The 19,436-nt window shown below is 61.7% G+C and carries 19 protein-coding genes and 2 pseudogenes; 3 read left to right on the top strand and 18 right to left on the bottom strand.

Annotation, left to right across the window (positions count from 1 at the left end; translation table 11 throughout):
• Positions 1–4: 4 nt before the first annotated feature.
• From OCT39_RS08950 to OCT39_RS08940, 3 genes are all read right to left on the bottom strand, one after another.
• Positions 5–1,855 carry an autotransporter assembly complex protein TamA gene (locus OCT39_RS08950; RefSeq protein ID WP_412031115.1) on the bottom strand — a complete coding sequence of 617 codons (1,851 nt, stop codon included), beginning with the start codon at positions 1,853–1,855 and terminating at the stop codon, positions 5–7.
• A gap of 85 nt (positions 1,856–1,940) precedes the next feature.
• The gene (locus OCT39_RS08945) at positions 1,941–2,762 is read right to left on the bottom strand and encodes a hypothetical protein (protein ID WP_263584140.1); all 822 of its coding nucleotides are present in this window, start codon (positions 2,760–2,762) and stop codon (positions 1,941–1,943) included.
• 9 nt (positions 2,763–2,771) lie between these two features.
• A complete protein-coding gene (locus OCT39_RS08940) occupies positions 2,772–4,061 on the bottom strand; it encodes a nucleotide sugar dehydrogenase (RefSeq protein WP_263584139.1) in 1,290 nt (429 codons plus the stop codon).
• A gap of 206 nt (positions 4,062–4,267) precedes the next feature.
• Here OCT39_RS08940 and ubiG point away from each other — a divergent pair, with 206 nt between their 5' ends.
• Positions 4,268–5,011 (top strand): bifunctional 2-polyprenyl-6-hydroxyphenol methylase/3-demethylubiquinol 3-O-methyltransferase UbiG, encoded by a 744-nt coding sequence (gene ubiG, locus OCT39_RS08935; protein ID WP_263584138.1) that lies wholly within the window; start codon positions 4,268–4,270, stop codon positions 5,009–5,011.
• The gene (locus OCT39_RS08930; RefSeq protein WP_263584137.1) at positions 5,012–5,716 is read left to right on the top strand and encodes an HAD-IA family hydrolase; all 705 of its coding nucleotides are present in this window, start codon (positions 5,012–5,014) and stop codon (positions 5,714–5,716) included.
• A 48-nt stretch (positions 5,717–5,764) separates the two neighbouring features.
• Here the strand turns inward: OCT39_RS08930 and OCT39_RS08925 are convergent, their stop codons facing one another.
• The 13 genes and pseudogenes from OCT39_RS08925 to OCT39_RS08865 form a co-directional block, all read right to left on the bottom strand.
• Positions 5,765–6,526, bottom strand: a complete 762-nt coding sequence (locus OCT39_RS08925) for a YciK family oxidoreductase (RefSeq protein WP_263584136.1) — start codon at positions 6,524–6,526, stop codon at positions 5,765–5,767.
• Positions 6,527–6,544: 18 nt separating this feature from the next.
• Positions 6,545–7,357 (bottom strand): tol-pal system protein YbgF, encoded by an 813-nt coding sequence (gene ybgF / locus OCT39_RS08920; RefSeq protein ID WP_263584135.1) that lies wholly within the window; start codon positions 7,355–7,357, stop codon positions 6,545–6,547.
• An 83-nt stretch (positions 7,358–7,440) separates the two neighbouring features.
• Positions 7,441–7,995, bottom strand: a complete 555-nt coding sequence (gene pal, locus OCT39_RS08915) for a peptidoglycan-associated lipoprotein Pal (RefSeq protein ID WP_263584134.1) — start codon at positions 7,993–7,995, stop codon at positions 7,441–7,443.
• Between the two features lie 77 nt (positions 7,996–8,072).
• Positions 8,073–9,359 (bottom strand): Tol-Pal system beta propeller repeat protein TolB, encoded by a 1,287-nt coding sequence (gene tolB, locus OCT39_RS08910; RefSeq protein ID WP_263584133.1) that lies wholly within the window; start codon positions 9,357–9,359, stop codon positions 8,073–8,075.
• Positions 9,359–10,582, bottom strand: a complete 1,224-nt coding sequence (tolA, locus tag OCT39_RS08905) for a cell envelope integrity protein TolA (protein ID WP_263584132.1) — start codon at positions 10,580–10,582, stop codon at positions 9,359–9,361. Before tolA ends, tolB begins: the two co-directional genes overlap by 1 nt.
• A 7-nt stretch (positions 10,583–10,589) precedes the next feature.
• On the bottom strand, positions 10,590–11,033 hold the full coding sequence (tolR, locus tag OCT39_RS08900; protein WP_263584131.1) for a protein TolR: 444 nt from the start codon (positions 11,031–11,033) through the stop codon (positions 10,590–10,592).
• Positions 11,034–11,044: 11 nt separating this feature from the next.
• A complete protein-coding gene (gene tolQ / locus OCT39_RS08895) occupies positions 11,045–11,725 on the bottom strand; it encodes a protein TolQ (RefSeq protein WP_263584130.1) in 681 nt (226 codons plus the stop codon).
• A 116-nt stretch (positions 11,726–11,841) separates the two neighbouring features.
• On the bottom strand, positions 11,842–12,240 hold the full coding sequence (ybgC, locus tag OCT39_RS08890) for a tol-pal system-associated acyl-CoA thioesterase (protein ID WP_263587315.1): 399 nt from the start codon (positions 12,238–12,240) through the stop codon (positions 11,842–11,844).
• Between the two features lie 59 nt (positions 12,241–12,299).
• Positions 12,300–13,337, bottom strand: a complete 1,038-nt coding sequence (gene ruvB / locus OCT39_RS08885) for a Holliday junction branch migration DNA helicase RuvB (RefSeq protein ID WP_263584129.1) — start codon at positions 13,335–13,337, stop codon at positions 12,300–12,302.
• A 59-nt stretch (positions 13,338–13,396) separates the two neighbouring features.
• Positions 13,397–14,005, bottom strand: coding sequence for a Holliday junction branch migration protein RuvA (gene ruvA, locus OCT39_RS08880; RefSeq protein WP_263584128.1), 609 nt, complete (start codon positions 14,003–14,005; stop codon positions 13,397–13,399).
• 119 nt (positions 14,006–14,124) lie between these two features.
• Positions 14,125–14,676, bottom strand: a complete 552-nt coding sequence (gene ruvC, locus OCT39_RS08875) for a crossover junction endodeoxyribonuclease RuvC (RefSeq protein ID WP_263584127.1) — start codon at positions 14,674–14,676, stop codon at positions 14,125–14,127.
• A gap of 129 nt (positions 14,677–14,805) precedes the next feature.
• The gene (aspS, locus tag OCT39_RS08870) at positions 14,806–16,587 is read right to left on the bottom strand and encodes an aspartate--tRNA ligase (RefSeq protein WP_263584126.1); all 1,782 of its coding nucleotides are present in this window, start codon (positions 16,585–16,587) and stop codon (positions 14,806–14,808) included.
• 133 nt (positions 16,588–16,720) lie between these two features.
• A pseudogene (locus OCT39_RS08865) lies at positions 16,721–16,999 on the bottom strand (FmdB family zinc ribbon protein); the annotation flags it as partial.
• Between the two features lie 187 nt (positions 17,000–17,186).
• Between OCT39_RS08865 and OCT39_RS08860 the strand changes: the two are divergent.
• A complete protein-coding gene (locus OCT39_RS08860; protein ID WP_263584125.1) occupies positions 17,187–18,134 on the top strand; it encodes a D-2-hydroxyacid dehydrogenase in 948 nt (315 codons plus the stop codon).
• A 33-nt stretch (positions 18,135–18,167) separates the two neighbouring features.
• On the opposite strand, the gene OCT39_RS08855 is transcribed toward OCT39_RS08860, so the two are convergent.
• Both OCT39_RS08855 and OCT39_RS08850 read right to left on the bottom strand, forming a co-directional pair.
• On the bottom strand, positions 18,168–18,443 hold the full coding sequence (locus OCT39_RS08855; protein ID WP_263587314.1) for an acylphosphatase: 276 nt from the start codon (positions 18,441–18,443) through the stop codon (positions 18,168–18,170).
• Between the two features lie 21 nt (positions 18,444–18,464).
• A pseudogene (locus tag OCT39_RS08850) lies at positions 18,465–19,364 on the bottom strand (YihY/virulence factor BrkB family protein); the annotation flags it as partial.
• Positions 19,365–19,436 lie beyond the last annotated feature (72 nt).

Here is a 19,436-nt window from a genome sequence, read left to right as displayed (position 1 = left end):
GCTCCTAGAACTCGGGGCCGATAGAGAAGTGAATGCGGAAGTCGTTGTCTTCATCATCAAAAGGATGGGCGACGTCGAAGCGAATGGGGCCGACCGGCGATATCCAGCGCACGCCAAGTCCGGCGCCGGTTTTAAGATCGTCGGCGCTCCAATCGTCGAAGGCGTTGCCGTTGTCGACGAAGGCCGCGCCCCACCAGTCGCCGGTGACCCGGCGCTGATACTCGAGCGTCGAGGTCAACATCTGCTGGCCGCCACGCAAAAGCCCATCGTCGTCGCGAGGCGACAGGCTCTCGAAGGAGTAGCCGCGCACGCTTTGATCGCCGCCGGTGAAAAAGCGCAGCGACGGCGGAATCTTGTCGAAATCGTCAGTTTCGATGGCGCCGACGCCCAAGCGCGCCAAAAAGCGGTTGCTGTCGCCCAGGGTGCGAATCCACTCGGTATCGCCGGTCACGCGCAAAAACGTGGCGTCCGAGCCCCATAACGTATCGGAATACTCCAGCGACAGCTGCTGGCGGTCACCCCAGAGCGGAAAGCGCGTGGGCCGCGTGCGTGTGCGCGACCACTGAATGCCGGGATAGTAGAGCCACACTTCATCCGAAAGATTACCCTGGGTGAAATCCTCGTAGGTGGTGCGCACGTAAAGGGTTTGCACCCAGCGGTTGTCGAACTCCCAGCGCCGCGCGAACTCTACCGTGCCCTCGAGCGACTCGGTGTCGTTGTCTTCACGCTTACGAATACCGTACTGCAGTCGGTAGTTGTCGCGAATCGGGTCTTCGAGCGGAATGTTGTAAACCCCGGTGAAGCGCTGGTCCGGCCCCGAGATATAAAGGTCGTGGTTCAGGCTGTGACCGAGGCTATTGATCCAGGGCTGCTGCCAGCCAAAACGAAGCCTGGGGCCAACGTCGGTGGCGTAGCCGATACCGGTTTCGAACTGATGACGGTCGGCGGGCTCGACGGTGACATCGATCGGCAGACGGTAGTCGTTGGGCTGGCCCACGCTCAACGCACTTGCAAAGGCGGCGCTCGAGAGCCTTGGGCGCTTTGGCTGGGAGGCAGTGGCGGAGTCGTACCAGGCCGCCCCACCGCCGGTCGGCGTAATGACGAGCTCCTGAGCGGTTTGCAGGCGCGGACGTACGGTCACCGAGCGAAACCAGCGGGTCTCGCCCAGGCGCTGGTTGTAAAGCGCGATCGACTCGGCAAGATAAGGGTCGCCGGGCTCAAAATCCTGCATCTGTTTGAGCCGCTCCGGCTGGATATGGCTTCCCACGATGCGCGTTTGGCCAAACCGGTAGCGCGGGCCGCTATCGAAATCCATGTAGAGGCGCGCGCTTTCCTGATAAGGGCGCACTTCCATGCGCCGGTCAGTAAAGCCCCAGTCGAAGTAGCCGCGCTCGATGGCAAGCCCGGAAAACTCGGAGCCGAGCTGATCCCAGGGCTCGTGTTCGAGCACATCGCCCTCTTTGAGCGGGAAGTCGTCCAGCGCCTCTTGAAACGGCGGGTCGTCCTGAGCATCGCCTTCGATGTTGATCGAAAGCGTTTCGATGCGCACCTGGGGGCCGGGCTCGATACTTACTCGAACGGGTTCGGCGAGGGTCACCTCGACCTCTGGCTCGTAGTAGCCGAATACGCGCATCGCTTCCTGAGTGCGTTGGCGAATTTCGCCTTCCAGGCGCAGGTCGGTGTAGCGCTCTTCGTCGATATTTTGCAGGTAGGCGTCGATGTTCTCTTCGACCGGGCCCGACACGCCGCTGACGGTGGCTTCCAGCGCCCAAAGCGGCGGGCTTATCATCAATAAAGGGGCTGCCAGGTAGAACGCTACGGGCATCGCCGTAAATCGCTGACGGTATCGTTGCATGGTGTCCTTCTTTTACCTGATCAGACGGGCGACAGGCGAAGGCCGGGCGATACCCTTCGCCCCGGCGTTTTCACCCTTTTTTGAATTATCGCAGCATTTCCATTTGAGCACTAAACGCTAATTGCGCCTGACGCACCTGACGAACATCGCTCTCAAGTGCCCTGATACGCTCATTGAGCGAGGCGGTAGCGCGCTCGAGCGCCTGCTGGTCGATACCCGTTTCAGCGTTTTGGGACGCCTCGGCGAGTTCATCCAAACGTTCATCGAGATCATTGCGAAGCTCGATCAGTTGGTTGTCGAGGGTCACGCGCTCGCGGCCCAGCCGCTCTTCCAACGCGGCGACCCGCTCGGCGGTGTTCTGGTCTAAAGAGGCCACCTCTTCGAGCAGGTTTTGGCGCCCGGCGGTGCCCGCCTGCTCGAGCGCGCTCACCGAACTGCGTACGGCTTTGAGCTGGCGCTCGTTGAGCTCGGCCGCCTCGCGCTGCGCCGTTAGCGTTTCGCGAAGCTCGTCGATCGCCTCGAGCGACACCGTGTCCTCACCATCGGTCAAAAGCCCGTAAAGCTCTTCACGGGTATTGGTCAGGCGCACGGCGAGTTGTTCCTGTTCCTGAAAAAGCGTGGTCATCTGGGCCTGCATGTAGCTGACCGAGTCGACCACGTCGGTGTCGCTGGAGTCCAGCCGTGCGTGCAGATTGGAGACTTCACCACTTACCCGGCGAACCTCGTCCAGCAGGCGCTCGCGCTCGTACCAAAGGCCCGCGGCCAGCGCCGCCAGCAGCGCGATGACAAGCAGTAGTACGAGCCACAGCGGCCAAAGGCGCGGACCTCGACGATGGCGCAGATGCTGGGCGCCCAGGCTCTGGTCCACGTCGGGCACGATACGCTGGGACGGGGTGGCGTCAGACATTAAAGTTCCTCAATGAGTCGTTGGGTCGGCGCGTCGGCCGATGCCTCGGTAGCGCAGCCCGCAGCTGGCAACGAAGGCCGGATCGAAAATATTGCGTCCATCCAATATCAATTTAGCATTTAAAAGCTCGGTCAGACGGTGCCAGTCCGGGTTCCAGTAGTTTTTCCACTCGGTGACCAGCATCAGCGCATCCGCCCCTTCGCAGGCTTGGTAAGGATCGTCGGTATAAAGCGTCAGATCCTCGCGCTCACCGAGCAGCGCGGCAAGCGCCGGGGTGGCGGCGGGGTCGTGAAGCTGCACCTTCACGCCTTGAGCCCAGAGCGCCTCCAGCAGTGTGAGCACCGGCGCATGGTCGATGCGTGCGGTGCCGGGTTTGAACGCCGCCCCCCAGATCGCCACGGTCTTACCGGCCAGGTCGCCGTCGAAAAACGTCCAGAGCTTTCTAAAGAGCGTCTCTTTTTTCTGCTCGTTGATATCCATGACCTGCTCGAGCAGCGCGGAGTAACGCCCGCTTTGCGACTGCACGTCGGCCAGGCGCATCAAATCCCGTGAGAAGTTGGGCCCGCCGAAGCCACACCCCGGGTAGAGATACTCAAAGCCAATACGCGTGTCAGCCCCCATCCCCTGGCGCACGTGCTCGACGTCCACGCCCAGGGTGTCAGCGAGCCCGGCGATTTCGTTCATGTAGCTGATACGGGTTGCCAGCATGCCGTTGATGGCGAGCTTGGTCAGTTCCGCGGCGCGCCTTGGCATCAGTTGAAACACATCGCGGCGGCGATTGAAAGCGCGCAACAGCTCGCGAGCGATTTGTTCGCCCTGGGCATCGTCACAGCCTAAAAGCCAGCGGGTCGGGCGCGTGAACGACTCCCAAGCCCGCCCCTCCTCGAGGGTATCCGGCAGCGCAACGCTACTGTGCTGTTCACCCATCAGAGCATTGAGGCGCTCGGTATCGCCAACGGGGAACGTGGAGTTATTGATGAGTACCGCGCGATGCTCGCGAAGGAGCGGTGCGCTCACAAGTGTCTCCGCTGACCGGCGCTGTTCCGGCGAAAGAGCCAGCCACACCACGTCCATCGGCGCTGCCTCGTCGAGGGAGGTCACGATGCGAAGCGTCTGCTGTTCGAAGGCCTGACCGATATGGGCCATGAGTTCGGGCTCACGGCGCAGCCAGTCGAGGGTGGAAATCACCTCCCAGGGGGCGTCCTCGTGCAAAAGCCAGTCGATGCGATGACCCACGAAGGCCAGCGCCGCCGCCGCCGTGGCGGCACTGAGTTCGCTGCCGTAAAGAAGTACGCGCATCAACCATGCTCCTTGCGCAATTGCCGGATAAACAGGGCCTTTTGGGTCATGTCGACGTCCTTTTCATGCGCTTCGCGCCTGGAGTGGTTAGAATGCAATAATACAAAACCGGGGGGTGGATGCCACCTTGTAGCTTAATGTAACCAATTTTTTTGGTAAACGGGCGCCGGTAACGTCTCGCGTTGACAGGATAAGGGAGTAAACCCATGCAAGCGACCCCAGAGGATAGCACCGCCAATCGCTATCAAGGTAACGTCGATCAGGCGGAAGTGGCGAAATTTGAAGCACTTGCCAGCCAGTGGTGGGATGAGACAGGAGAGTTCAAGCCGCTTCATGAGATCAATCCGCTACGCCTTGATTTCATCGACGCCCGCGCCGGGCTTGCGGGCAAGAAAGTGCTCGACGTGGGCTGTGGCGGCGGAATTTTGAGTGAGTCGATGGCGCGCCGCGGCGCCGAGGTGATTGGCATCGACCTGGGCGAGGCCCCGCTGGGCGTGGCACGGGTGCACGCCGAGCATCAAAACGTCGAGCTTACGTATCGCAACGTCAGCGTCGAAACCCTGGCCGACGAGTCGCCGGGAGCGTTCGACGTCGTCACCTGCATGGAGATGCTCGAGCACGTGCCGGACCCGGCCTCGGTCATTCGCGCGTGCTGCACGCTGGTACGCCCCGGTGGCTATGTCTTCTTCTCGACGATCAACCGCACGCCGAAATCCTACGCCTTCGCCATCGTCGGCGCCGAGTACGTGCTGAACCTCTTGCCCCGCGGTACCCACGACTACGCCAAATTCATTCGGCCATCAGAAATGGCGAGCTGGGCACGCAAGGCGGGGCTCGAGGTGCGCGAGCAGACCGGGCTGACCTACAACCCTTTCACTCGGCGCTACAAGCTGGTGGCCAACGACGTCTCGGTCAACTACATGATGTACTGCCGCCGGGTGGGCCACTGAATGGCTCTCGCTTCCACCAATCACGTGACCAACTCGGCCAGCGCCGAGCTTCCCGCGCCCAGGGCCATTTTGTTCGATCTGGATGGCACGCTAGTCGATACCGCGCCGGATCTGGCCAATGCCACCAACGCACTGCGCCGCTTTCACGGCCAGCCGCCCCTGCCCTTCGAGCAGATTCGCCGGGAAGTCTCCAACGGCGGCAGCGCCCTGGTGACGCTGGCGATTGGCCTTACGTCGGACGCCGAGGGCCACGCAGAGGCGCGCCAGTATCTACTGGATGCCTACGAGCAGGCCGTCGCCACCCATAGCCAGGTGTTCAAACCGCTGGACACCTGGCTTGCCGGCTGGCACGGCGAACAAAAGCCCTGGGGGATCGTCACCAACAAGCCTCGCCGCTACACGCTGCCGCTGTTGGAGGCGCTGGCGCTTTCGCCCGGCGCGCTTCTGTGCGCCGACGATCTGAGCGTGAAAAAGCCGGAACCCGAGCCGCTCTGGGAGGCGGCGCGGCGCCTCTCGATCGACCCGGCGCACTGTTGGTACATCGGTGATCATCGGCGAGACATCGAAGCGGCGAAGGCGGCGGGCATGACCGCCATTGCGGTGGGCTACGGCTATATCAACGAGCAGGATGACTACCGCCGCTGGCCCGCCGATATCTGGTTTGACACCTGCGAGGCGCTGGTCGAGCGGCTGGCCACGTTTTAGCGCTCTAACGTTTTGACGCCTCGGCCGCCGCTCGTCCATGTTAGCCCATCAGGCTTTCGGCGGCTGGGCGTCGATTTTTTGTCCGGTCACGCCGCGGCTATCCGGGCCCATCAGCCACAGGTAGGTCGGCATGATTTGCTCCGGGGTGCGCAGCGTGGTCGGGTCCTCGTCCGGGTAGGCGCCGGACCGCATATCGGTGCGAGTCGCGCCCGGATTCAGCGTATTGATGCGAAGATGCTCGTGCGCCTTGAACTCGTCGGCCAGCACTTCCATGAAGCCTTCGGTCGCGAACTTCGACACGCTATAGGCACCCCACTGCGCCCGCCCTTTTCGGCCCACGCTGGATGAGGTGAAAATCAGCGAGGCATCGTCGGCGCTGTCCAGCAGCGGCAAAAGCGACTGGGTCATCCAGATCGGACCGTTGATATTGACCTGCATCACCTGCTCCCAGAGCTCCGGCTCATACTCCTCGAAGGGCGTGATGGTGCCCAGCAGTCCGGCGTTATGCAGCACGCCATCCAGACGGCCAAACTCACGGTCCAGCCGGCTTGCCATGTCGTCGTAGTCCTCGAGCAGCGCGCCTTCGATATTGAGCGGAAAGATCGCCGGCTGGGGGTATCCCTGGGCTTCGATCTCGTCGTACACGCGCTCGAGCTTTTCGAGGGTGCGGCCCAGCAAAATGACGGTGGCGCCGTGGCGAGCATAGTCGAGCGCGGCGACGCGGCCGATACCATCACCGGCGCCGGTGACGAGAATGACGCGATCCTTGAGCAAGTCAGGCCGGGCCTGATAATCGATCTTGCAGGTCATGCATAACCTCGGGGTGAATTATCCGGCGGACTGGCGAAGAAAGTCGTTGGCCAAGCCGGCGGCGCTGCTTTGCGGGTAATCGTCTCGCACCTGCTCGAGCAGCTCGCGGCTGCGCTCGGTTTCGCCCTGGCGTGCCTTGACCAATCCCAGCTTATAAAGCGCATCCGGCACCTTGGAGCTTGAGTCAAAATCGTTGATGACGCGGCTAAACGCGTCATCCGAGGCGGAGAGCTCGTTTTCAGCAGCGTAAAGCTCACCAAGCCAGTAGTAGCCGTTGGCGGTCAGGCTGGTATCCGGGTGAGCGGTGACGAAATCGTTGAAGGCATCGATCGCCTCGCTAAAGCGGCGTGCCTGGACGTGGGCGAAGGCGGCCTGATAGTCCGCCTGAGCGTCTTCGCTGACATTGCTTGCCGAGGACGATGAAGACGACGCGGCCACCTCCTCGGCGGCCTCGGGCTCGACCTGGGGTGCGGTCGGTGCTGACGGCGTGGGCGCGGGGGCACTTTGCAGGTTCATCAAGCGGTCCTCGATATCGAGATACTGCTGCTGCGACTGGCGTTTGAGCTGCTCCATCTGATGGCGAAGCTCCTCGATTTGACCCCGCAGGCGTTGAATCTCCTGCTGATGCTCCTCGACCTGATTGAACAGTACCAGGTTACCGCCAGAGGCTTCCTGACGCTGAGTTTGCGAGTAGAACCCGCCGGAACCGGAGGACATGTCCTGAACCAGCGGCTGCTGAGCGAGCACCGCGAGAGGCAATACGGACAGCGGGAGCGCAATGGCTCCCGCACCGCACAGCCTCCCAAAAAAACGTTTGAGACTGTGATTCATGATGACTCCCAAAGACGCCCCAAGGCAGTCCTGCCCGGGGCGCTTGATAGCTTAACGTCTAACCGTCTGACCCATTAGCCGAATTAGTAGCTAAAGACCACGCGACGGTTTTGCGAGTAGGCGCTGTCGCCCTGACCGCTGGCCGCCGGACGCTCTTCGCCGTAGCTGACAACGCTCATTTGAGACGGGGAAACGCCCTGAATGTTCAAAAAGCGCTGAACGGCGCGGGCGCGACGCTCGCCAAGTGCCATGTTGTATTCACGCGTACCGCGCTCGTCGGTATGACCCTGTAGCGTCACGCGGGCGTTGGGGTTGGCCTGCAGGTAGCGCGCATGGCCCATCACGACGGATTCGTACTCGCTTTTGATCGTGTCGCGGTCGTAATCGAAGTAGATGGTACGCACTTCGGGAATGCGTGAGTCGGCCTGCTGGCCAGCGCCGTAGCCGGAGCCCGAGGTGGAACCGTACTGGCCGCTACCGTTGGTGCCCATACCGGAACCGTTACCGGTACCGGCGGTGCTGCCGCTTTGGCTACCGTATGCGTCACCGTCCTGGGTGCCGCCGGTGCTCGAACAGCCCGCAACGGCCAGAATGGAGAAGGCGACTGCTAGAGAGCGAGCCAATGGCTTAAGTTGCATGATCAGACTCCTTGCCTGAAAAACAGAATTCAATGTTGTTCAACGTTTCTGTGGTTCAACGTTTCTGTGGTTGAACTTCAGTTTAAAAAGGGAGACCACGCGGGGTCGCGTACTTCACCCTGTGCTGCCGGCAGTCTGAATGACGAGCGGCCATCCGCCGAAACGGCACTCAAAAAGCCACTTCCACCCTGTTGGGTAGCGAAGATTACCATGGTCCCGTTCGGTGCAACACTAGGAGATTCATCCCGCGTTGACTCGCTCAAGACCACCAAACGACCGCCGTCGAGTTCCTGGCGTGCCACTTGATAACCGCGGTCCGACCGGTGGACCAAAAAGATCTGATCGCCTTCCGGTGAGTAGCGCCCGCGAGCGTTGTAGTTGCCGGTGTAGGTCACCCGATTGGCGTTTCCACCGTTGGCGGACATCTGATAGATCTGGGGGCCGCCGCTGCGATCCGAGGTGAAAAGAATGTTGGCGCCGTTGGGCGAAAAAGCCGGTTCGGTGTCGATGCTGTTGCTGTCGGTCAAGCGATTGAGCGAGCGGCTGCCGATATCGAGTACGTAGATATCCGGCTGGCCATCCTTGGAAAGCGACATCGCCAAGCGGCGGCCGTCCGGCGACCAGGCCGGCGCGCCGTTGATGCCCTCGAACGATGTTGCCTGTACGCGTTGACCGCTTGAAACATCCTGAATATAGATCGCCGGGCGCTCGGTTTCAAAGGAAACGTAGGCCAGCTTACGCCCATCCGGAGACCAGGCCGGCGACATGATCGGCTGGTCTGATGTCAGCACCTGTTGGCTGCGGGCACCGTCGGCGTCTGCTACGTACAGGCCGAACTGCATGTTGTCGCCCAGCCCCTGAGCGGTAACGTAAGCGATTTTGGTCGAGAACGCGCCGCGGATGTCGGTGATCGCCTCGAACACCTGGTCACTGATGTAGTGGGCCGCACCGCGCAGGTCGTTGCCGCTGACGTTGACGGTTTCGCCGATCATGCGCGTCTGGCCGCTGATATCCATCAGATCGAACTGAATCTGATAGCCGCCGCCGGTTTGCTGGGCACGCCCGACCACCAGGTAGCGCGTATCGAGCGAGCGCCAGGTGCCGAACTGAACGTCGTTTGCCTGACTTGGGCGTTCGAACATGGCGCTGCGCGCGAGCGGCGCGAACATACCGCTACGCTCCAGATCGTCCTGAACGATTTGCGCCACGTCTTCCGGCAAGCCCTCGCCGCCTTCGAAGGGCACGACGCCAATGGGAAGCGCCTGATCACTGCCGCGCGTGATTTCGATCGTCAGGTTGGCGCTTGCGACGCTGCTGATCAGCAGCAGCACACAAAATAGCCAGGCTTTACTCAAGGTTTGCATCAACGTACCCCCGATGGAGTGAAGTTAAAGTTTATCGGTCGCGATCGTATATCGCGCTGCTGTTCCGGTGTCAGCTGTAAAAGCTCACGAAACGGTGCGGCTTGTTCGACCGCCTGAACGGCGGATTGATCGAAAGCGCTGTTGCCGCTCGACGTTACTATATTAGTCAATAGAACTTCCCCCGAGGGACCCAGGCGCGCACTTATTACCGCGCGCAGGTTGTCGGCCCCGCCCGGAATAATCCAGGCCTGCTCCACGGCACGCTGCACCAGGTTACTGAAGTTGTTCGCCGCCTGCTGCGCTTGCTGGGCGTTGGCCGCGGCGGCCGCCGCCTCGCCTTCGAGCTGACGCTGCATGGCGGCTTCTGCCTCGCGCTGGCGCTGTGCTTCGGCTTCGCGTTCACGCTGCGCCTCGGCCTCGCGCTGACGCTGCTCCTCTGCTTCTCGCTCACGCCGCGCTGCCTCCTCGCGTTCGCGCTCGGCCTGGGCTTCTGCTTCGCGACGAGCTTCTTCTTCGCGCTGACGCTCGGCTTCCGCTTCGGCCTGGCGCTGGCGTTCGGCCTCGGCCTCGGCCTCAGCTTCGGCTTCACGGCGGGCTTCCTCTTCACGCTGACGCTCGGCTTCCGCTTCTCGCTCCTGGCGGGCCTGCTCTTCACGCAGCCGTTGCTGTTCAGCCTCTGCCTCGGCGCGCGCCTGCTCTTCGGCGGCGCGCTCCTCGGCCAGCCGCTGGGCCTCCTCTTCGCGTGCCTGGGCTTGAGCTTCCTGCTCTTGGGCAAGCCGCTCGGCTTCTTCAGCGCGGCGTGCGGCTTCGGCTACGGCCTCTTCAAGCGCCCGGGCGCGCTCCGCCGCGGCGGCTTCGGCCTGGGCGGTACTTTGATCGGGTTCAGGTTCAGGTTCAGGTTCGGGTTCTGGGTCAGGCTCGGGCTGCGGTTCGGGGTCCGGCGCGGGCTCGGGCTCGGGAGTCGGCTCCGGCGACTGTTGGGTTTCGCTACTGGCGCCGCTTTCAAGCGCAGCCTGTTGCTCGATCGCCTGCTGCGCCTGATCGGTGAAGGTTTCGGTACTCACAAACGTCGCCTGAACGATCGAGGTGGTATCCGGCTCCTCGGTGGACGATGGCCAGCTCACAAGGCTGAAAAGAAGAATCAGCGCGTGCACCGCCACGGCGAGCACTAGAGGCCAGGTGTAGCCGACGTCCTGTGGGTCACGAAAAGCGTCATGGGCCATAAAAGCGTTACCCTTGGCCGTCCTGCGGCGGCTCGGAAAGAAGCCCCACGTTGGCCACGCCCGCACGCTGAAGCGTACTCATGAGCACCACGATCTGACCGTAGGGCACGTTGCGATCGCCCCGAACCATGACCGGCGTATTGGGCACGCGCTGCAAAATGGCGACCACGCGCTCGGAGACTTCGTCGATGGTGACGCTGCTGGTGTCTTCGCCCAACGTGATATAGAAGCTCCCCTCGTCATCGACGGAGATGATGATGGGATCATTGTCTTCCTGATTCTCGATGGGCTCGGAGCTGACCTGGGGCAGGTCGACCTGAACACCCTGGGTCAGCATGGGGGTTGTGATCATGAAGATCACCAGCAGTACCAGCATGACGTCGATGAAGGGAACGACGTTGATCTCGCCCATCGGCTTTTTCTTGCCGCCGCGATTGAATGGCCCGTGCATGGTGAACTCCCTTAGCCGACGCTTTTGGTGCTATCGCGACCCTGAAGATTGCGATGCAAAATGGCGTGAAACTCTTCGGCAAAGTCTTCGTACTTGCCCAGCAGCCGGCCGACATCGTTGGAGAGACGGTTATAGAAAATGACCGCCGGAATGGCCGCAAAAAGGCCCATGGCGGTCGCGATCAGCGCCTCGGCGATCCAGGGCGCGACGGTGGCAAGGGTAGCCTGCTGGGAAAACGACAGCGCTTGAAACGAGCCCATGATGCCCCAGACCGTACCAAAAAGACCGATGTACGGGCTTGCCGAGGCGACGGTGGCCAAAAACGTCAGATGCTGTGTCAGACGGTCCTCTTCGCGCGACCACGCCACCCGCATGCTGCGCTGAACGCCTTCCAGAACGGTGTCCGGGTTGCGCGTTTTGGGCATCAAACGGTTGAATTCGCGGAAACCGGATTGAAAGATGTGCTCAGCGCCGTGGCGCGGGTCGTCGGCGGGAATGTCGCGGTAAAGCTCGTTCAGATCTACCCCGGACCAGAACGACTCTTCGAACTCGCTGTACTCGCGCTTGGCGCGACGCAGAGCGATACTGCGCTGGAAAATCACCACCCATGAGAGGATCGACCCCACCACTAGCAGCAGCATGACCAGCTGTACGACGGTGCTGGCACTCATTATCAGGTGGGGGATGGACATGGTGTTATCGTTCACAGTGGCCCTCATTGGTCAGTCAGCGCAAACGCGCCTGGGTGGTCCGTCGGTTGAATACAAAGCCCCGCTCAAATGCCTTTAGCAAGTGCCGCGCTCAAGCGTCAAGCCGATGACGTCTGGCACTCGGCCGAAACCGTTCGGAGCGCTTCGGGCCATGCCCGGGGGCGCAGCGTGTGGCGATCAAGGCAGGCTATCTCGACTGTCGCGCGGCAAAGGAGTTCCTCGTTTCGCCAAACGCGCTGCTCGAACGTCATCCTGCAGCGGCCCATATGCTCGACGTGCGCATCGACGCTGAGCGCATCGTCGAGCCTTGCCGGCTTGCTGTAGTGACAAGCCAAGCGGTATACCACTAGCTGCGTGCCTTCGTCCAGCAGCGTTTGCTGGGAAAAGCCCAATGCTCGTAGCCATTCGCTGCGAGCGCGCTCCATGAACTTCAAATAGTTAACGTAGTAGACGATGCCGCCGGCGTCGGTATCCTCGATGTAAACGCGCACCGGCAGTTGAAACGCCTGGTTTTGTTTACATTGGCGCTGTTCGCACTCAACTGGTTCGGACTGGCTCACGGGCGGCGCTCCCCTTCCACATCGACGCTCTGCTCGTGGGGCACGCGATCGAAATGCAGCCACGCCTGGCGTGTCACCATGCGACCGCGCGGCGTGCGCATCATCAAGCCCTGCTGGATCAGGTAGGGCTCGATCACGTCCTCGATGGTATCGCGCTCCTCGCCGATCGCCGCCGAGAGTGAATCCACGCCAACCGGGCCGCCGTCGAACTTGTCGATCATGGCGAGCAGCAAGCGCCGGTCCATATGATCGAGCCCGTGGTGATCCACGTTTAGCATATTGAGCGCGGCGTCCGCTAACGCTGCGTTAACGACGCCGTCGCCCTTGATGTCGGCGTAGTCGCGCACGCGGCGCAAAAGCCGGTTGGCGATTCGCGGCGTGCCGCGCGAGCGCCGGGCCACTTCGATGGCGCCCTCCTCGTTGGTTTCGACGTTCAAGAGCCTGGCCGAACGGGAGACGATTTCGGTCAGCTCTTCGAGGTTGTAAAACTCGAGGCGCTGTACGATGCCGAAGCGGTCGCGCAGCGGCGAGGTCAAAAGCCCGGCGCGGGTGGTGGCGCCGACCAGGGTAAAGCGTGGCAGGTCGAGCTTGATCGAGCGCGCCGCCGGGCCTTCACCGATCATGATATCGAGCTGAAAATCCTCCATCGCCGGGTAGAGAATTTCCTCGACGACTGGCGAGAGCCGGTGAATTTCATCGATGAAAAGCACGTCCCCCGGCTCCAGGTTGGTGAGCATCGCGGCGAGATCGCCGGCGCGCTCGAGCACCGGGCCTGACGTGGATTTGAGCCCAACGCCCATTTCGGTGGCGATGATGTTGGCAAGCGTAGTTTTGCCAAGCCCTGGCGGGCCGAACACCAGGGTGTGGTCCAGGCTCTCTTCGCGCAGGCGCGCCGCGCCGATGAAGATCTCGAGCTGCTCGCGCACGCGCGGCTGGCCGATATAGTCGCGAAGCTTTTTAGGCCGAATGGCGTGGTCGAGCCGCACTTCGCCCTGTTCCGGCGCGGCGGCGATGAGCCGGTCGTGTTCTAGCATAAAACCCCATGACTGGCTGGCGTAAAATTGGTTGGCCTCGAATGAGTGGGTGCGTTCACTCAGCCTCCCATGCGCCGCGTCAGCGCCGCCTTGATCAGCGCTTCGGTGCTCTGATGCGGATCAAGGTCGGAAAGCATTTTAGCGGCTTCGGTCAGCTTGTAACCCAAACTCACCAGCGCGGCTTCGGCGTCGGCGGTGTTGTCGCGCGGTGGCGCCTCGCCGGTGGCGCCTTCCAACGCCAACGGCGCGTATTCACCTCGCTCCCATTCCGGGAACCGGTCGCGCATCTCGATAATCAGCCGCTCGGCGGTTTTCTTGCCCACTCCTGGAAGCTTGGTCAGCGCCTTGGCGTCGTCGTCGCGCACGCAGCGCATGAAGGCGTCTTCATCCATGCCGGAAAGAATCGCAAGTGCAAGCTTCGGCCCCACGCCGTTGACCTTGATCAACGCGCGAAACAGCGCGCGTTCGTGCTCTCGGGCGAAGCCGTACAGCAGGTGCGCGTCATCGCGGATCGTCAGGTGGGTGTAGAGCGAGACTGGCTCGCCAGGAGCGGGCAGCGCCACCAGGGTCGTCATCGAGGCCTCCAGCTCATAGCCGACGCCGTGCACGTCGACGACCACCCAGGGCGGGTGTTTTTCCAGCAGCGCGCCGCTTAAACGACCAATCATGAACGACCTCATTCCCAAACCAGAAGATGATCAAGCGCTGGCGGGCAGCGCTCGAAACCGGGGTTACTATATGACGACTCTGTACTTATGACCAGTGGTGCCGGTGCCTTGTGGCGCTGTCAAAGCCGCCAGCGCCCGCTCGAACGACGCCTGGCGCCGCGCGCGGGCGTGGCCAGAAGCCCCTGGCCCGCGTAGGCGTGGCTCAGCGCGATCGCCAACGCGTCGGCGGCGTCGGCCTGGGGCGTGGCGGAAAGATTCAAAATCGCGGTGACCATGTGCTGCACCTGAGACTTGTCCGCGCCGCCCTGGCCGGTCACCGCCTGCTTGATCTGGCGGGCAGCGTATTCGGCGATGTTTAAGCCGTGGTTTGCCATGCACACCAGCGCCACGCCCCGGGCCTGGCCAAGCTTGAGCGCGGAATCCGGGTTTTTGGCCATGAACACGCGCTCGACGGACACTTCAGTAGGCCGGTGAAGCCCGACCACTTCGGCGAGGCCAGCGTAAATTTGCGCCAGGCGCTGCTCGAGTGCCCCGTCGGCGGTACGAATACAGCCGCTGGCAACGTAGACCGGCCGGGCGTTGACCAGCTCGATCACGCCGTAGCCGGTGATTCGCGAGCCCGGGTCGATGCCCAGAATGCGCCGGGGCGGATCAGTGGGCCGTTCATTCATGTTGCTGCTCTCCAACCGGCTGGTCTCCAGCCGGCAAAGGTGGGCCTCTTGTCTGAATAGAAAGGCACCTTGAAACGAAAACACCGGCGCGAACGCCGGTGTTTGAGCCTGCTCGATAGTGAGACGACGTTACTGCGCGGCGTCTTCGGCTTTCGCTTTCTGGCGCAGGCGGATGTTGAGCTCCTTGAGCTGCTCGGCGCTCACCTCGCCCGGGGCGTCGGTCATCAGACACGCCGCGCTTTGGGTTTTCGGGAAGGCGATCACTTCACGAATGGTCTTCGCGCCGGCCATCAGCATGACCAGACGGTCGAGGCCGAAGGCCAAGCCGCCGTGGGGCGGCGCGCCGTACTGAAGCGCGTCGAGCAGGAAGCCAAACTTCTCCTGGGCTTCCTCTTCACCGATGCCCAGGATCTCGAACACGCTGCGCTGCATGGTTTGATCGTGGATACGGATCGAGCCGCCGCCGAGTTCGGTACCGTTGAGCACCATGTCGTAGGCGCGCGACAGCGCCTGGGCCGGATTGGCCTTGAGCTCTTCCGGCGAGCAGGACGGTGCGGTAAACGGATGGTGCAGCGGGCTCAGGCGGCCGCTGCCATCGGTTTCGAACATCGGGAAGTCGACGACCCACAGCGGCGCCCACTCCTGGGTGTAGAGTTCGAGGTCGGCGCCGAGCTTGACGCGCAGCGCGCCGATCGCTTCGTTGACGATCTGAGTCTTGTCCGCGCCGAAGAAGATGATGTCGCCATCCTCGGCACCGACACGCTCCAGAAGCTCTTCGACCACGTTCTCCATGAACTTGACGATCGGCGACTGCAGCCCTTCGAGGCCCTTAGCGCGCTCGTTGACCTTGATCCAGGCCAGGCCCTTGGCGCCGTAGATACCCACGAATTTGGTGTACTCGTCGATCTCCTTGCGCGACAGGCTGGCGCCGCCCTTGACCTTCAGCGCGGCCACGCGGCCATCGTCGGCGTTGGCCGGGCCGGAGAAGACCTTGAAGTCGACCTGCTTCATCAGGTCGTCGACGTCGGTCAGCTCGAGCGGAATGCGCAGATCCGGCTTGTCGGAGCCAAAGCGGTCCATGGCCTCCTGCCAGGTCATGCGCGGAAAGTCGGGCAGCGTGACGTCGAGCACTTCCTTGAAGAGCTTTTGGATCATCGACTCGGTGATACCCATGATATCGCTCTCCTCGACAAAGGAGGCCTCGATATCGATCTGGGTGAACTCGGGCTGACGATCGGCGCGCAGGTCCTCGTCACGAAAGCACTTGGCGATCTGGTAGTAACGATCGAAGCCGGCGACCATCAGAAGCTGCTTGAACAGCTGCGGCGACTGCGGCAGCGCGAAGAATTCGCCGGCGTGGGTGCGGCTCGGGACCAGGTAGTCGCGCGCGCCTTCCGGTGTCGCCCGGGTCAGTACCGGCGTCTCGATGTCGAGAAAGCCTTCGTTTTCGAGAAACGCGCGTACGCTGTGAGAAATGCGCGAGCGCAGGCGCAGCTTCTCGATCATGTCCGGGCGGCGCAGATCGATATAGCGATGCTTCAAGCGCACTTCTTCACCGACCTTGCCGTGTTCATCGAGTTGGAACGGCGGCGTAGCGGCGGTGTTGAGTACCTCGACGTCCTTGGCCAGCACTTCCACCATGCCAGTGGGCATGTTGGGGTTCTGGGTACCTTCCGGGCGCAGACGGACGCGACCGGTAATACGCAGCACGTATTCATTGCGAGCACGGTCGGCGGTTTCGAACGCCTGGGCGGTATCCGGGTCGACGACGAACTGCGCGATGCCGTCACGGTCGCGCATGTCGAGGAAAATGACCCCGCCGTGATCACGGCGACGGTGGACCCACCCACAAACGGTCACCGTTTGATCTACCAGAGTTTCGTTAAGCTGGCCGCAATAATGGCTGCGCATGTTTCATCCTGTTCTGTTACGTGGCAATAAAAGTGGCGCGGGCATCGCGCCGTGACCGGCGCGGCTAGGCCGCGGCGCCCTTATCCTTTGATGAACCGCCTTTTGACGAGCCGTTTTTCGACGAGCCATCCTTTGCAGAGCCGCTCGACGTAGGCGCGTCGCTTTTCGCGCTGGTGCTATTTTTACCGCTCGAGGCGCCCTGACTGTCCGCGGCAAGATTTTTCTTACCACCGGTCTTGAAATCGGTTTCGTACCAGCCGCCACCGGCCAGGCGAAAGCCCGCTGCCGATACCAGCCTTGAAAGCTCGTCCTGGGCACATGCCGGGCAGTGGGTCAGCGGGTCGGCGCTGATTTTCTGTAATTTTTCCATGCGATGACCGCAGGCCTTGCACTCATACTCATAGATGGGCATGTTGATGGCTCCTGAAAAGCTCAACTGGACAGGACGTCGATGACCCAAGCGTTGCTGGGCCGTGACAATATGTGGCCTGTGGTCATAAATTCCAAGACAGCGGCCCGCAAAGCCGCCCATTATACCCTTTTGTGCCCCCTGCCAAGCAAGGTTTGGCGGGGCTCGCCGTCCATATGGAGATCATCAAATGCCCCACGCGGTAATGCTCGATGCGAAAAGCATGGGTCCTGGTATCGATTTCACCGCCATTCGCGACAGCGTGTCGTCGCTCGAGGTGTTCGACCAGACAGCGTCGGACGAGGTTGTCGAGCGGCTCAAGAACGCTGATATCGCGCTGGTCAATAAGGTCAAACTGAGCCGCGACGCCCTCGACGCCCTACCCTCGCTCAAGCTGATCTGCGTGATGGCCACCGGGGTCAACAATATCGATATGGACGCCGCCAGGGACAACGGCATCGCGGTGAAAAACGTCACCGCCTACGGTACGGCGAGTGTCTCGCAACACACGCTGATGCTGATGCTCACCCTGGCCGCGCGCTTGCCGCGCTATCAGCAGGATGTCGCCTCCAGGGCCTGGCAGCAGAGTGCGTTTTTCTGCCTGCAGGACTACCCAACGCTGGAGCTTGCCGGCAAGCAGCTCGTGATGGTCGGCCAGGGAGAACTCGGCTCCGAAGTAGCGCGGCTGGCCGAGGCGTTTGGCATGAACGTGCGTTTTGCGGCCCGCCCCGGCGATGAGGCGAACGACGAGCGCCAAAGTCTTGATGAGCTGCTGCCCCAAGCCGACGTGATCAGTCTGCACTGCCCGCTCAACGAACAGACGAAGCATCTGATCAACCAGGCGCGCCTGGAGAAAGCGAAATCCACGCTTTTACTGATCAACTGCGCCCGCGGTGGCATCATCGATGAGCACGCCGCGCTGCAAGCGCTTCGCGACGGTCAGATTGGCGGACTCGCCGTCGATGTGCTGCCCGAAGAGCCGCCTCGCGAGGGGCACGCGCTACTGGATGCGCTGACAGCCGTTGAGCCGCTCAATCTGATCGTCACCCCGCACAACGCCTGGATCACTCCCGAAGCGCGTCAAAACATCGTTCGTTTGACCGCCGAGAACATCGACGCCTACAAAAAGAGCGCCTGAGGCGCTCTTGTAAAACGGGTTTTGCCACGGCCCTCATGCCGTGGTGAAACTTTCGGGCACGTGGGCCTCCTTGACTTGCTCGAGGCTCACGTCAGTCACATGAGCGCCTTCCGGGCCATGCCATAGCCAATCGACGAGCGAGTCGACCGCCTCCTCTTCCCCGCATATCAGTACCTCGACGCGGCCGTCGGAGAGATTTCTAGCGTAGCCGCTGACACTGGTGGCCAGCGCCTTTTCCCGTGTGGTGCTGCGAAAATTGACGCCCTGGACCTTCCCTGTCACAAATGCCCGTACGCTTTTAGTCGACATGTCAGCCTCCTTGAACTCCTTCACGAACTCGTGCTTGACGCGAACGGCGCTGTTACGCGGAATGATCGCCCGACCACGGCGGGTCAATAGCGAGCGCGTAAACGCCGCGCCGAACAGCAGAATCAGCGAACTGTAATAGACCCATAAAAGCACCATGACCACCGAGCCCGCCGCCCCGTAGGTCGAGGCCGTGGCGGTATAGGCAAGGTAAATGGCGATCAAATTGCGCCCGATGGTGAATAGAATCGCCGTGACCAGGCCGCCAATGAACACGTCTCGCCAGCGCAGCACAACGTCCGGCAGCACCTTGAAGATGGTTGCGAACAAAAGCGTCACCATGCCAAGCGATACCAGCGACTCGACCGCGCGGGTAAAAAAGCTGACATAGGGCACGATATAGTTCGCCGCCTGCAGCATGCCCCTCACCACGACGCCCAATACCAGCGATACCAGCAGGATGAACCCGATGGCAAGCACCACGGTGAGCGACAAAAGACGGGTCTTGATGAAGATGAATACGCTGTTGGAAGTAGGCTTGGCGGTTACATCCCAGATCGTGTTGAGCGAGAACTGCATCTGACCAAAAACGGTCGTTGCGCCGATCAGCAGCGCTCCAAAGCCTAAAAGCGTTGGCAGCAATCCCGACTCCTCGATACGCGATTGGGCGACCGCCTGCTCGATGGCCGAGGCCGCATCGAGGCCGAGCGTTCCCTGAAGCTGAGCCACGATCTGCCCTTGGGCGGCTTCTTCACCGAGCACCATACCAATGACCGTCACGGCGATGATGATCGTTGGCGCGAGCGAAAAAAGCGTATAGAAGGCCAAGGAGCCTGCGTAGCTAAAGGCGTTTCGCTCGAGCCAGAGCGCGATGGCGTCCTGCACCACGTGCCACCAAAAAAGCAGCGTTCTTTTTACCTGCATGTTGATTCCCTTGCAAAATGCATTATAAGTGCGCCTTATATCGAGCGCTTGTATGGTCTGATCAGCATATCT

The sequence above is a fragment of the Halomonas sp. GD1P12 genome (genome assembly GCF_025725645.1).
Classification (GTDB): domain Bacteria; phylum Pseudomonadota; class Gammaproteobacteria; order Pseudomonadales; family Halomonadaceae; genus Vreelandella.
The sequence above is the reverse complement of the archived record's forward strand: the minus strand, read 5'-3'. Positions and strand labels throughout refer to the sequence as shown.